Origin of the sequence: Collimonas fungivorans, assembly GCF_028292705.1 — a bacterium.
In the GTDB taxonomy this organism is placed as follows: domain Bacteria; phylum Pseudomonadota; class Gammaproteobacteria; order Burkholderiales; family Burkholderiaceae_D; genus Collimonas; species Collimonas fungivorans_B.
In genome coordinates this window covers 1-12,948 of record NZ_JAQGLV010000345.1, presented here as the reverse complement: position 1 = coordinate 12,948, position 12,948 = coordinate 1, and the positions used below count along the sequence as shown (strand labels likewise).

The window sequence follows — 12,948 nt, the reverse complement described above, 5'->3', positions numbered from 1 at the left end:
GACGTCTACGGCCGCATCGACCATGCGGCCGACGGCTTTGCCCGCATTCCGTATGCGGCGCTGGTGATCGACCGCGGCTTGCCGGACGGCGACGGGCTCGACCTGGTGCGCAAGTTGCGCGCCAAGGGCGTGCTGGCGCCATGCCTGATGCTGACTGCGCTCGACGCCTTGCATGACCGCGTGGCCGGCCTCGAGGCTGGCGCCGACGACTACCTGCCCAAGCCATTTTCGATGGAAGAGCTGGTGGCCAGGGTGCGCGCCTTGATGCGGCGTCCGCCGCAATTGCAAAACCCGGTTTCGGTTTACCTGGGCTTGCAGGTATTGCCGGAATCGAGCTGCATGCGCAACGGCGACGATTCGGTGTCGCTGGCGCCTTCCGAGCTGCAGCTGATGCTGAGCCTGGTGCGCGCGGGCGGGCAGCCGGTGCGCCGCACCGCTTTGGAAATGGCGGCCTGGGGCGTGGGCGATGCGGTCACCCCGAACGCGCTGGATGTCGCTTTGCACCGGCTGCGGCGAAAACTGCTGGCGATCGACTCCGCGATCGAGATCGCCAACGTCAGGGCTTATGGCTTTGCATTGCAGGAAGTGCCCGATGCGGTATAGCTTGTCGAAAAAACTGATTGTCTCTGCCGCGGCTACGCTGGTGGTGATTGCCCTGGTGGTGTCCGCGGGCCTGGCTGCGGTATTCCAGTGGGGGCCGGAGTTATTGCTGAAGCGGGAGATGCTCAGGCATGTCGACAAGATCCAGGAGCGGATGCGTTTTGACGCCTCGGGCAAACTGTCCGGAGTAGATCTGAACTCAAAAATGCGGCTGCTTTACGAAGCATTGAAAGAGGACTCCATCTACCGCATCCTGGACGACAAGGGCGCCGTGCTGATCGCCTCCGATGGTGCAAGCATCCCCTTGTTTGCCAAGGACACGCGTTTCGATCCTAAAACCGCGGCCGATACCAGCCTGGTCCTGCGGCGCTCTGGATTGACATTGTATGTATTTACACAAGCCGTTTCCGTCAACGATAAAACCTACTATATCCAGGTTGCGCGCAGCGAGCGCATGCACCAGGCCATCATGGGCAGCGACAGCGCCAGTTTCATGATGGCCGCGGGTGTCGCGGTGATTATCGCCATCCTGGTGTTTACCTTCGTCGTGTGGGGCACATTCAATCGTGCGTTGCGGCCGTTGCGCGTGGCGTCGGATGCGGCCAGCAGGATTGAATTCAACAGCCTGGATTCCCGCTTGTCGACGGTGGACGTGCCGAAAGAACTGGTGCCGCTGATAGATGCATTCAATAAGGCGCTGGACCGCCTGGAGCTCGGCTATCGGCTGCAGCAGGAATTCCTTGCCACGGTCGCGCATGAACTGAAGACGCCGCTGGCCCTGATCCGCGGGCAAATCGAACTCGACGGCACGGCTGACCGCCAGTTGCTGCTGAAGGACGTCGACCGCATGGCGCGCCAAGTGCACCAGCTGCTGCACCTGGCCGAAGTAAGCGACCGCAAGAATTTCATGTTTGAACAAGTCGATGCCGGAGAAGTCGTGGTCAGTGCAGTCGAGCACCTGGGGCGGCTTGCGGATCGATTGAATGTCTCCGTCGTACTGAATTCGCCGGCCCAGAAAATTCCGCTGATGGCCGATAGCGGCGCACTGTTTGTACTGGTCAAGAACCTGCTGGAGAATGCCATTCATCATTCTCCGGCCGGAAGCAGCGCAATCGTCACGGTGACCTCGGGTCACATCGCTGTTCGCGATCATGGCGAAGGCGTCGCCGCCGACAACGTGGCGTTGCTGTTCAAGCGTTTCTGGCGCGGCGCCAACCGGCGCGACGAAGGCGCCGGGCTGGGGCTGTCGATTTGCAAGGAAATTTCGCTGGTTCACGGCTGGCGTTTGGTCGTCATGCGCGACCAGCGTCCGGGGGCGGAATTCATCGTTGTCTTTAGTTAACAGGCAACAATCCGGACGACGAGCAGCTCAAGTCCAGGCCGGCCGCCCGTCAAAGTCATCGTCCTGTCATAAGACTGCTATAAGTTGATGCCTTGCAACCGGCGTTCAGAGCGGTCGCCGCATCGGCTGCGATCGCTTTCCTTGACGGATAAACCATGTACAACAATAGCAAACGATTAATTATCCTCGATGCGGACGGCACCACCATCGATGCCTACAGCGCCATCGACAAGACCTTTTCCCGCCACGGCATGGTGATCGGCGATGAAGAAAGGTTCCAGAAACGCCGCCGCCTGTTCAAATACCTGGGCGGACTGAAAGAATTCCCCTCCAACCTGAAAAAACAGATAGGCAAGCAGAGCCGCAAGCAGCTGATCGCCACCCTGACCGAGGTCTACCGGGAAGAGGCGAAGCTGTATCCCGGCATCGCGGACCTGGTGCGCAGCCTGATCGCCACGCCGGACATCGCGGTCGGCCTGGTCACGCGCAACATGACCAACGAGCCGGAGCAGACGCTGAGGCTGTTGTTCCAGCGCCATGACATCGATCTCGATGCGCTCGATTTTTTCGCCCACATCCCGCTGCACCTGGAAAAGATGCAGGAATTCCGCGCCATCCGCGAGCGCCTGGATATCAACCCGGCGCGCGCCTACATCTGTGGCGACGAGCACAAGGATTACCTGGCCGCGATCGGCTCCGGCATGCATCCTTTCATGGTTTCCTACGGTTTCGAGAGCTACAAGCGGCTGATCAAGAAATTCCTGGTGCCGGAAGAAATCATTTCCCGCTCGCCTGAAGAGTTGTGCGGGCGCGTGCGGCACGCCATGGGTTTAATCGATCCGGCCTGACAGCGCCGCACTATGTGAAGCCACTCCCTGTTAGAATTTATCTTCCAAAAGATGGATTGGGCAGGGCATATGTACACATTGTATGGCTTCAAGGGCTCGGGTTCCGCCGCGGTCGAACTGGCGCTGGAACTGGCAGGGCTGCCTTACCGCCAGGTCGACGCCGCTTCCTGGGAACCCAGTCCGGCGCTCGATGAGCTGCAGCAGCTGAATCCCCTCAGGCAGATTCCCACCTTGCAGTTGCCGGAGGGCGGCATCCTGACCGAGAGCGCCGCGATCCTGCTCCATCTCGGCCTGGCTCATCCCGCGGCTGGGCTGCTGCCTGCCGACGCGGCGCAGCGCGCGCAGGCGATCAGGGGCCTGGTGTATATCGCCGCCAACTGCTACGCCGCGATCGGCGTGATCGATTTTCCCGAGCGCTGGTGCGTCAATGCGGACGATGCCGTCAAAGAGCAGATCCGGGAGGGCACGCGCGCGCGCCTGCACAGCTATTGGGAAATCTTTGCCGATACTTATCCTGCCTCGCCATTCCTGAACGGCGCCTCGCTCGGCGCGCTGGATCTGATGGCCGCCGTGGTTTCCAAATGGTCGGGAGCGCGGTCCCACCTGGAGCGGGTGCGGCCCGCTTTCTTCGAACTGATCGAGAGAGTGGAAAAACACCCCAAAGTGGCGCCGGTATGGCGCCGTCATTGGGATAGCTGATTCTTACGTGATCTTGCCGATGCTTTCATGATTTGCGGAATACAACAATATACGGAGACTAAACGTGCAGTCACAAACCGAGCTGTCTGAAGACCAGTTGATGAAAAAAGTGGCGTGGCGCCTGATGCCATTGCTGATCGTGATGTTCCTGGTGTCCTTCATCGACCGTCAGAACGTCGGTTTCGCCAAGCTGGAGATGGTGCATGCATTAGGCATGAGCGAGGCAGCTTACGGCCTGGGCGCTTCCCTGTTTTTCATCGGCTACCTGCTGTTTGAGATCCCCAGCACCCTGGCCTTGCACAAATACGGCGCACGGGTCTGGCTGGCGCGCATCATGTTTACCTGGGGCGCGGTGACCATACTGCTTGGCTTCACCAGTTCGCTGCCGATGTTTTATGTGCTGCGCTTCATGCTGGGCGTGGCTGAGGCGGGGTTTTATCCCGGCGTGATTTATTACCTGACCTTGTGGTTTCCGCAGATTTACCGTACCCGCGTACTGGGCATCTTTACGCTGGGCAGTGCCCTGGCGAACATGCTGGGAGCTTTGGTCGGCGGTTTGCTGCTGAACCTGAACGGCACGCTGGGCCTGGCCGGCTGGCAGTGGGTGTTCATTGCGACCGGCGCGCCGGCGGTGTTGCTGACGCTGGTGGTGATGGTGTACCTGCCCGGTTCTATCGATGAAGCCAAATTCCTGTCGGCTGCGCAGAAAGCCAAACTGAACGACATGATGCAACGCGATACGCCGGCCAACGTCACCCGCGGCAATCCGCTGGCGGCCTTGTGGGACCTGCGCGTACTGCTGTTTGCCGCCACCTATATGCTGATGTCGACTTCCCTGTACGGCGTTACCTACTGGCTGCCGACTTTGGTGAAAGGTTTCGGCGTCAGCTCCACCATCAACGGTTTGCTGAACATGATGCCATGGGGGCTGGCGGTGCTGCTGTTGCTGTGGCTGCCGGGCAAACTGCGCCATGACCGGGTGGTGTTCAAGGCGATTGCCGTGATCGGCTTGTTGGGTTTGCTGTGCTTCACTTCAAGTGCGCTGCTCGATTCGAACACCCTGCGTTTCGGCGCGCTGGTGATAGGCGGGGCTTGCATCACCTTGCTGTATCCCTGTTTCTGGTCCTTGCCGCCGAAATTCTTCCAGGGCGCACGGGCCGCGGCCAGCATCGCGGCGATCAATTCGATCGGCAACCTGGGCGGATTTTTCGGACAGAACCTGATGCCATACGTGGGCAAGCTCACGCACAGCAACGTCACGCCGATGCTGGTGCCCGCGGCTTGCCTGGCGGTGCTGGGCGTGGGCGGGCTGGTGGCGATGAACTGGCAGCGCAAGCGCGATCTGGATGATGAAAGCGCGCGCGAGCGCCAGGTGGCGATCCAGGAAGACGGCACGGAAGATCCGGGCGCCGGCATCGACCAGCTGCTCGACCGGCATCCCGACCACCTGCACATGCCCCATCCAAAATCCGATTAAGCCTCAGTGAAAGTCGCGGCTGGTGGTGTACAGCTTGCCCAGCATGGGCGACATGTCGATCAGGTGCTGGGCCACCAGGTGCCTGACGCCTTCCTGGGACTGCCAGGTGCCGTTGACGCCCATCAGCTTCGATCCTCGCAATTCCTTGCGCTGGCTGTCCGCCAGGTCGGGCCAGACGATGACGTTGACAGTGCCGGTTTCATCTTCCAGCGTGACGAACACCACGCCCTTGGCAGTGCCGGGGCGCTGGCGTACCGTGACGATGCCGCAGGCCCGCGCCAGCTGGCCGCTGCGGAAAGTATTCAGCACTTCGGCCGAGCGGAAGCGTTGGGCGTTTAACTGCGGGCGCAGCAGCGTCAGCGGATGGCGGCCCAGGGTCAGGCCCAGCGCATCGTAATCGTTGAGCAGGTTTTCTGCCTCCGCCGGTTCGGCCAGCAGCAGTTCCTGTTCCTCTACCTGAGCCTGCTTGAGCAAGCCTTTATCCGGGGCGCTGACCAGCGCTTGCCATAGCGCCTGGCGGCGGTTGCCGACCAGCGGCGCGAGCGAATTGGCGGCGGCCAGCGCCTGCAATTGATCGCGTTTCAGGCCGCTGCGCAAAGCCATGTCCTTGAGGTCGGTGAACGGGCGCACCGCGCGCGCCGCTTCAATCTCGTCGACATTGCCGGAATTCAGTCCGCGCACCAGGTTGAAACCCAGCCTGACTGCGGGCCTGGCGGCCGATGTCGGTTCCAGGGCGGCTTCCCAGTTGCTGACGTTGATATCGACCGGCAGCACTTCCACACCATGCCGGCGCGCATCCTGCACCAGCTGCGACGGCGAATAGAATCCCATCGGCTGGCTGTTCAGCAGCGCCGCCAGGAAGGCTTCCGGCTCATGGCATTTGAGCCAGGAGCTGGCGTAGGCCAGCAGGGCGAAACTGGCGGCGTGGCTTTCCGGGAAACCGTATTCGCCGAAACCCTGGATCTGGCTGTAGATGGCTTTGGCAAAACTTTCTTCATAGTCGTTCTTGACCATGCCGTCGATCAGCTTGCGTTCGAATTTTTCAAGGCCGCCTTTGCGTTTCCAGGCCGCCATCGAACGGCGCAGGCTGTCGGCCTCGCCTTCGGTAAAGCCTGCCGCGATTACAGCGATCTGCATTACCTGTTCCTGGAAAATCGGAATGCCCAAGGTTCTGCCCAGGGCTCCCTTTAACTCGGGTTTTGGGTAAGTGATGTCTTCTTCTTTCTTTTTCCTGTTTTGCAGATAAGGATGGACCATGCCGCCCTGGATCGGTCCCGGCCGGACGATCGCAACCTGGATCACCAGGTCGTAGAATTTACGTGGCCGCAAGCGCGGCAGCATGCTCATTTGGGCCCGGCTTTCGATCTGGAACACGCCTATGGTGTCGGCCTTGCAAATCATGTCGTAAGTCACGGGATCTTCGCGCGGGATGTCTTTCATCTCGAACGTTTCACCGCGTTGCATCGCCACCATCGCCAGCGCCCGCTGCAGCATCGACAGCATGCCAAGCGCCAGCACATCGACCTTGAGTATGCGCAGAGCATCCAGGTCATCCTTGTCCCATTGCACCACGCTGCGGTCTTTCATCGCCGCGTTTTCGATAGGCACCAGCCGCGACAGCTTGCCGCGCGAAATCACGAAACCGCCCGGATGCTGCGACAGGTGGCGCGGAAATCCCATCAAGGTATGCGACAGGTCGGCCCATTGTTCTGCAATCGCGGTATCGGCAGCCATGCCGAGTTCGCTGAAATTCTGCTGCAGCTGTTGCTTGTCGTCCCACCAGCGCTGCGATTTGGCGACCTGGTCAACCAGGCCGGGATCGACGCCGAGCGCCTTGCCGACATCGCGCAACACGCTGCGCGGCCGGTAGCTGATGACCACCGCGGTCAGCGCGGCCCGCCGCCGGCCGTATTTTTCGTAGATGTACTGGATCACTTCTTCCCGCCGCTGATGCTCGAAATCGACATCGATGTCTGGCGGTTCATTGCGCTCGCGGCTGATGAAGCGGCCGAACAGCAAAGTGCTTTGTGCGGGATCGACCTCGGTGATGCCGAGGCAGTAACAGACCGCCGAGTTGGCGGCGGAGCCGCGGCCCTGGCACAAGATGCCCTGGCTGCGGGCAAACTGGACAATATCGTAGACCGTCAGGAAATAAGCTTCGTATCCCAACTCCTGGATCAGGTCCAGCTCGTCTTCCAGCTGCTGCTGCACCGCTGCCGGTATTTGATCGGAGAAACGGTTGCGTGCGCCGACATAGGTTTGCTGGCGCAGGTAGCTGGCCGGGGTATGTCCCGGCGGCACGATTTCATCCGGATATTCATACTTCAGCTCATCCAGCGAGAAATTGCACATGCCGGCGATCCTTACGGTTTCGGCCAAGGCAGCTGCCGGATACAGATTGGCCAGCCGTAGCCGGGCGCGCAGATGCTGTTCGGCATTCGGCGCCAATGCGTAACCGCAGGCGGCGACGGGTTTGCCGAGCCGGATCGCGGTCAGCGTATCCTGCAGCGGCTTGCGCGAGCGGCGGTGCATGCAGACATCGCCGGTAGCGACCACCGGCAAGTTGAGTTTCTGCGCGACCTGTTCAATCACGGCGCGCTGCCGCTCGTCGCCGACCTGGTACAGCATGGTCATGCCGATCCAGGCGCGGCCGGGAAAAGTGTTGCCCAGCCATGCCGCTTGGCGGCTCAGTGTTGCGCTGTCGATGCCATGCGCCGGCAGCAGCACCAGCAGGCAGTCGGGCAGCTGGCGCAGATGGACGTTGGCGCTGTCCGGCATCTCCAGGTCTTGCGGACTGAGCAGGTAATGGCCCTTGTCGGCGCGGCTGCGCGCCAGCGTGATCAGTTCCGACAGGTTGCCGTAACCTTCGCGGTTTTGCGCCAGCGCGATCAGGGAAAACGCCGGGCTGCCGTCGGCCTCATGCAGCTGGAACTGGCTGCCGATCAGCAGCGGCAGCTCATGTTTCTTGGCTTCGACATGGGCCCGCACCACACCGGCCAGCGAGCATTCGTCGGTAATCGCCAGCGCCGCGTAGCCGAGCTGGACAGCGCGCTCCACCAGTTCCTCGGGATGCGAAGCGCCGCGCAGGAAACTGAAATTCGAGACGCACTGCAGCTCGGCGTATTCCGGCAGTATGATCGACGGCGGCGTTAGTGAAGGATTTGCGTCCATAAACAATCAGGCAAACAAGCCGTGCAGGAACCAGTGGATGTCATCGCCATCGCGCTCGCGATATATCCAGTAACAAGCGGCCTCCGCGCCTTCCGCTACGAAATAATCGCGGACAGTCGGCGGGCCATCCCACCAGCCGCATTCGATACGCTCCGGTCCTGACAGCAGGCGCAGCGGCGAACCATAAAACGGCCGGTGCTTGCGCAGCATCAAGGCCAGCGGCTGTTGCAACAGCCAGAATGGCCGTTGCGGCCGGATGCGGTGCAATGCATCGCCTGGCGCTGGACGGCGTTGACTGTCGGCGGCGGCTTGCCAGGCGTTGGCGACTTCCGGCCGGTGGTCGGCCAGGGCCGCCGGCTGCAAGACGTTTTCGCTGCCGAGTCGTGCGTTCAGCAGCTCCAGCAGGCGGGCGTAGGCGCCGGGCGTGCCGCCTGGTTCGGGAAACAACGAAGCGGTCGGCGGCAGCATCGGCGCCACCTGGGTTGCCTGCAGGCGCAAGGCGATCACGGGCGCATCGAGCTGCAGCCGGCCCAGCCTTTCTTTCAGCAGACGCAGCAGGTGTTCTTCATGCCAGGCCGGTTCGCCCAGTGCGATTTCCAGCGGCGTGGGAGCGATTGCCTGGCGCCCGCGCTCGTGTTCCAGCGACAGCAGGAAGCGCGATACTGCCAGCTGTTGCGCCACCAGCCAGCCTATCATTTGCAGGATCAGGCGGCGTGCCGCAAACAGCACCGCCTCGGCATGCTCGATGCGGTCCGGCAGTTCCAGCCAGGCGCTGAATGCCTGCGGCGGCTGCACCCATTCAAATACCTCCGGCGCCGTGCCGTAGGCGCGGTCCAGGGTTTCCAGGATGTGCTTGTCGCTGCGCCGCTGCAAGCCGGCGCGCGGCAGCTTGCGCAAGTCGGCCAGGGTCTGGCAGCCGATGCCGGCCAGCCAATCCTGGTAGGGGCGCGCCGCCGGCAGGATCGCGAACGGCAGTTTATCCAGCCGCCGCTGCAGGCTGGCCAGCCGCAAGCTGCGGCGCTGCCGGGCTAAACCCGGTGCGTGGCGCCGATAGCGCGCCAGCAACCATGCCCCTTGGGCGGTCGGTGCCATGCTGACGTGCGGCGTGAAGCCCAGCGCCTGGATGCTGTCGCGGATGCGGCGGCACAGCGCCAGGCGGCCGCCGAAAGCGCTCAGGCTGGCGCTGACGTCGAGCAGCAGCGAATCCTCCTCGGCATGCGCCACTTCCGGCGTGTATTGCAGCAAGGTCAGCGCGATATCGTCGCGCGCGCCTTGTTCGCGCGCCGCATCGCGCTCGCACAGCTGCGCCTGCGGCGCCAGCGCCAGCACGCCGCCGCGGCGCATGCCCGGCCGCACGCCGCTGGCCTCGGCACTGGCGGTCATGGTCAGCACCTGGTCGTGCTCCAGCACTGCCAGCATGCAGGGTTCAGACCAGCGCGGGCGCAATGTTTCGAGCGCCAGCAGCGGCAGGTGTATGCCTATCCAGAGTGTCATGGTCGGGTGCAGCAAAAGAATGTAGCGGAACGGTCGGAATCGCGGCCGTATCGGGTTCAGCGGTGACTGCCGTCAACGGCAGGTAAAACGCTTGTTCGTGTTGCGGTCCCTTGCGCTTGAGCAGCTGGATTTCGACGCCGTTGCGCGCCGGCCGCAATGCCAGGCGCAAAGGCGAAGGCGAGGATTCGTGGGCGGCGCTCAGCGGCCGCAGCACCCACAGCATGGTGTCGCTGGCCTGGGCCGCCAGGTGCAAGCGGCGCAAAGCCTCGCCGCGGATATGCGACTGCCACAGCAGCAGCGCGCCGCAGCTGCCGTTGCGCAATACCTGTTCCGCCGACCACAGCGCATCGGCGCTGCGCGCCGCCTTGATCCATAGCAGTTGTCCACTGGCCAGGCCGGCGGCATCCCAGGCCGCGATCTGCGGCAGATGCGGCGGCTGCAGCAAGACAATCCGGCGCTGGCTGGCGATGCGCGCCAGCGCCGGCTGCAGCAGGCGTATTTCGCCGCTGCCGGCTTGTTGCAGCAGCAACTCTATCAGCGCCGAATGCGGCCAGCCGCCATTCGGCAACTCGCGGTCCAGGGAGGGATGGCCGGAAGCGGTGACCACGCCCTGGTAAGAACCCATCTGGTCTGCGCGCCACAAGGCATGCGGCAAGGTCGCCACGACCGATTGGGCGGCGGCGGAAATGCTGGATGAGGCGATGGCGGGCATGGGCATGGCGAAATGATATTAGGCGAAACCGTAAGTGAAGAAACATTATACTGTATGTATGTACAGTATAAATTCGATTCGGGTTTAGTCAATCCACTCATCGAGGGCGATTGCTATGGTTATCTATATTTGGGTATAATTCATGATATCTACTTTTACCAGACCTCTGCGCTGGGTCGGCTCAGCGAAAAAAGACCTGGCTGCGATGCCTGCAGACATACAGGACACCTTCGGTTACGCGCTACACCTGGCGCAAACAGGCGGCAAACACAGCCAGGCCAAACCGTTGAAAGGCTGCGGCGGAGCGGGCGTATTGGAAGTGGTGGATGATTATCAAGGCGGTACTTACCGTGCTGTATACACGGTGCGTTACGTCATGGCGGTGTATGTGTTGCATTGCTTCCAGAAAAAATCGACTAGCGGCATCGCTACCCCCAAAACCGGATACGGATTTGATCCAGGCCCGCTTGAAAGCTGTAGCCGCACTAGAAAAGGAGTAAAACTTGAATACGACTCTAGCTGACATCGAGATTGAACAAGGCAGCGACAATCCCTATGCCGATCTTGGTTTCCCCGATGCCGATGAAATGCTGGTCAAGGCCAGGCTGGCGCATGAGATCGCACAGATCATCAGGAGCCGGCGCTTGACTCAACAGAGCGCCGCCGGCCTGTTGGGCATGCCGCAGCCTAAACTTTCGGAAATGTTGCGTGGCAAATTCAGAGGCATTAGCCAGACCAAGATGATCGAATGCCTGAACCGCCTGGGGCGCGATGTGGAAATCGTGGTGAAGAAGAACAACCGCTCCGCTTTGGGCCACACTCAGGTAGTGGTGGCCTGAAAATACGACGCTACCCGGTTCGCAAACAAGCCCAGCCCCGAGCACAGCACGAAATAAATCAAACCGATGAACATGAAGATCTCAGCCGGATAAATCATCACCCGGCTGTTGACCTGCGCCGCCACGAACGACAATTCGCCGACGCCGACGATGTAGGCCAGCGAGCTGTCCTTGATCAAGGTCACCCATTGGTTGACGAAGGAGGGCAGCATCATCTGCAGCGCCTGCGGCAGCACGATGTGGCGCAGCACCGCCACACGCGGCATGCCGAGCGACAGGCCGGCGTCCCATTGCCCGGCCTTGATGCCGCTGATCCCGGCATGCACCGAATGCGCCAGGTAGGCGCCGCCGATCAGCGCCAGGGCGCACATCACGGACAGCACGCCCGGCACGTCGATATGGAAAACGATGGGCAGCAGGAAGTAGGTCCAGAAAATCAGCATCAGCACCGGGATCGCGCGGAAGAAGCCTAGCACCATGGTCAGCAGCAGCTGTGGCCAGCCGCGTGCCAGCGACAGGGCTATGCCCAGCACCAGCCCCAGCAATGCCGAAGCCAGCGCCGAACCGACGCTGAGCAGCACGGTCAGGGCCGCTCCCCCGAGCGGGCCGTCGGGATACGCGCCCCAGAGCAGGTACGGCAGGTTGTCCGTCAATACGCTGAGTTGCATGCTCATCGCTGCGCACTGCCGGCAAGCCGCTGCCGGCGCTGGATCAGCTGGCCGAAGGTTTCAATCAGCGCGATGGTGGCGATGTAAAACAAGGTCGCCACGCCGAAAGCCTGGAAAGTCTTGAAGGTTTGCGCCTCCACCTGGCGCGAAGTGTAAGACAGCTCCGCCAGGCCGATGGCCATGGTCAACGAAGTGTTCTTGACGATATTCATGTACTGGCCGAGCAAGGGCGGCAGTGCGATGCGCACCGCTTGCGGCAGGATCACGTAACGCAATCCCTGCCAGCGGCTCAGGCCGAGGGCGGCAGCGGCCAGCCGCTGCGCTTCGGCGACGCCGCGCATGCCGGCGCGGATTTCTTCGCTGACGTAAGCTGCGGAATACAGGCTCAGGCCGAAGATTGCGCAGAGCAGTTCGAACGATGGCCATGTCAATGTCAGGTAAGGTCCCAGCGCCACGCTGTGCACCGTATTGAGCCATTCCACGGAAGCTTCCGGCAGCAGGCTGGAAACGCCGAAATACCAGAAAAACAGCTGCACCAGCAACGGCGTATTGCGAAAGACGGAAAGGAAACCGCGGGCTGGCAGCGCCAGCCAAGGTTGCCGGCTAGAGCGTGCGGCGGCGATGACAATGCCCAGCAAGGTAGAAAGCACGGCGACCACGGCGGACAGCAGCAGCGTCATCCACAGGCCGTCGACCAGCCAGCCGAGGTATTTGGGGGCAAGCATTTGCCCCAGGATAGTTTGAAACTCGGTCATTTTTTACTTTGCAGCCGCTAAACAAAAAAACACCGGCAACCATGGAGATTGCCGGTGCAAGACAGATACCACGGAGAATTGATGCTAGGTCAGTTCTGGCTCAGCTTGGTGTCGCCGATCCTGAACAGGCGCGGCAGTGGCGATTTGCTGTTGGGGCCGAACCACTTGTCGTAGATCTTGAGGGCGGTGCCGTTTTTCTCGAATTCGCGCAAGGTATCGTTGAGCGTATTGACCAGGCGCGTTTCGCCCTTGGGCACGCCGACGCCTTCATATTCCTCGGAAATGGCAAACGCCGGGATTTCATATTTTTCCTTGTCCGGGATATTCGCCAGCAGCGCGATCA

General features: G+C 61.6%; 12 protein-coding genes and 1 pseudogene. 7 read left to right on the top strand and 6 right to left on the bottom strand.

Annotated features, from left to right (window positions below; translation table 11 throughout):
• The 5 genes from JWQ61_RS19295 to JWQ61_RS19275 all read left to right on the top strand — a co-directional run.
• Positions 1–603, top strand: a 603-nt coding sequence (locus JWQ61_RS19295) for a response regulator transcription factor (protein WP_304361922.1), incomplete at its 5' end; no start/stop codon positions are given.
• The gene (locus JWQ61_RS19290) at positions 593–1,942 is read left to right on the top strand and encodes a HAMP domain-containing sensor histidine kinase (RefSeq protein WP_304361921.1); all 1,350 of its coding nucleotides are present in this window, start codon (positions 593–595) and stop codon (positions 1,940–1,942) included. The genes JWQ61_RS19295 and JWQ61_RS19290, both read left to right, overlap by 11 nt.
• Positions 1,943–2,097: 155 nt before the next feature.
• Positions 2,098–2,790 (top strand): HAD family hydrolase, encoded by a 693-nt coding sequence (locus JWQ61_RS19285; RefSeq protein ID WP_304361920.1) that lies wholly within the window; start codon positions 2,098–2,100, stop codon positions 2,788–2,790.
• 69 nt (positions 2,791–2,859) lie between these two features.
• Complete coding sequence (locus tag JWQ61_RS19280) at positions 2,860–3,489, top strand: glutathione S-transferase family protein (RefSeq protein ID WP_304361919.1); 630 nt, start codon at positions 2,860–2,862, stop codon at positions 3,487–3,489.
• A 100-nt stretch (positions 3,490–3,589) separates the two neighbouring features.
• Positions 3,590–4,966: an MFS transporter gene (locus JWQ61_RS19275; RefSeq protein ID WP_304361924.1), complete on the top strand. Its 1,377-nt coding sequence runs from the start codon at positions 3,590–3,592 to the stop codon at positions 4,964–4,966.
• Positions 4,967–4,969: 3 nt separating this feature from the next.
• Here the strand turns inward: JWQ61_RS19275 and JWQ61_RS19270 are convergent, their stop codons facing one another.
• From JWQ61_RS19270 to imuA, 3 genes are read right to left on the bottom strand one after another with little or no spacing between them, the layout of a single operon-like run.
• A complete protein-coding gene (locus tag JWQ61_RS19270) occupies positions 4,970–8,137 on the bottom strand; it encodes an error-prone DNA polymerase (protein ID WP_304361918.1) in 3,168 nt (1,055 codons plus the stop codon).
• Positions 8,138–8,143: 6 nt separating this feature from the next.
• Entirely contained in the window at positions 8,144–9,631 is a 1,488-nt protein-coding gene (locus JWQ61_RS19265) for a DNA polymerase Y family protein (RefSeq protein ID WP_304361917.1), read from the bottom strand.
• Positions 9,564–10,343: a translesion DNA synthesis-associated protein ImuA gene (gene imuA, locus JWQ61_RS19260; protein ID WP_304361916.1), complete on the bottom strand. Its 780-nt coding sequence runs from the start codon at positions 10,341–10,343 to the stop codon at positions 9,564–9,566. The genes JWQ61_RS19265 and imuA overlap by 68 nt, the downstream gene beginning before the upstream one ends.
• A gap of 145 nt (positions 10,344–10,488) precedes the next feature.
• On the opposite strand from imuA, the pseudogene JWQ61_RS19255 reads away from it, so the two are divergent.
• A pseudogene (locus tag JWQ61_RS19255) lies at positions 10,489–10,843 on the top strand (type II toxin-antitoxin system RelE/ParE family toxin).
• Positions 10,844–10,846: 3 nt separating this feature from the next.
• Complete coding sequence (locus tag JWQ61_RS19250) at positions 10,847–11,182, top strand: helix-turn-helix domain-containing protein (RefSeq protein WP_304361915.1); 336 nt, start codon at positions 10,847–10,849, stop codon at positions 11,180–11,182.
• Here the strand turns inward: JWQ61_RS19250 and JWQ61_RS19245 are convergent.
• The 3 genes from JWQ61_RS19245 to JWQ61_RS19235 form a co-directional block, all read right to left on the bottom strand.
• On the bottom strand, positions 11,164–11,850 hold the full coding sequence (locus JWQ61_RS19245; RefSeq protein WP_304361923.1) for an amino acid ABC transporter permease: 687 nt from the start codon (positions 11,848–11,850) through the stop codon (positions 11,164–11,166). The two genes, JWQ61_RS19250 and JWQ61_RS19245, sit on opposite strands and share 19 nt — an antisense overlap.
• A gap of 2 nt (positions 11,851–11,852) precedes the next feature.
• Positions 11,853–12,605 carry an amino acid ABC transporter permease gene (locus tag JWQ61_RS19240; protein WP_304361914.1) on the bottom strand — a complete coding sequence of 251 codons (753 nt, stop codon included), beginning with the start codon at positions 12,603–12,605 and terminating at the stop codon, positions 11,853–11,855.
• An 89-nt stretch (positions 12,606–12,694) separates the two neighbouring features.
• Positions 12,695–12,948 (bottom strand): transporter substrate-binding domain-containing protein (locus JWQ61_RS19235; protein WP_304361913.1); only part of this gene is annotated, 254 nt, incomplete at its 5' end.

What these genes read in the sequence shown, in the direction of transcription:
- JWQ61_RS19290 (WP_304361921.1), top strand. Translation starts at nt 593, where the DNA reads ATGCGGTATAGCTTGTCGAAAAAACTGATTGTCTCTGCCGCGGCTACG.
- JWQ61_RS19285 (WP_304361920.1), top strand. Translation starts at nt 2,098, where the DNA reads ATGTACAACAATAGCAAACGATTAATTATCCTCGATGCGGACGGCACC.
- JWQ61_RS19280 (WP_304361919.1), top strand. Translation starts at nt 2,860, where the DNA reads ATGTACACATTGTATGGCTTCAAGGGCTCGGGTTCCGCCGCGGTCGAA.
- JWQ61_RS19275 (WP_304361924.1), top strand. Translation starts at nt 3,590, where the DNA reads ATGAAAAAAGTGGCGTGGCGCCTGATGCCATTGCTGATCGTGATGTTC.
- JWQ61_RS19270 (WP_304361918.1), bottom strand. Translation starts at nt 8,137, where the DNA reads ATGGACGCAAATCCTTCACTAACGCCGCCGTCGATCATACTGCCGGAA.
- JWQ61_RS19265 (WP_304361917.1), bottom strand. Translation starts at nt 9,631, where the DNA reads ATGACACTCTGGATAGGCATACACCTGCCGCTGCTGGCGCTCGAAACA.
- imuA (WP_304361916.1), bottom strand. Translation starts at nt 10,343, where the DNA reads ATGCCCGCCATCGCCTCATCCAGCATTTCCGCCGCCGCCCAATCGGTC.
- JWQ61_RS19245 (WP_304361923.1), bottom strand. Translation starts at nt 11,850, where the DNA reads ATGCAACTCAGCGTATTGACGGACAACCTGCCGTACCTGCTCTGGGGC.
- JWQ61_RS19240 (WP_304361914.1), bottom strand. Translation starts at nt 12,605, where the DNA reads ATGACCGAGTTTCAAACTATCCTGGGGCAAATGCTTGCCCCCAAATAC.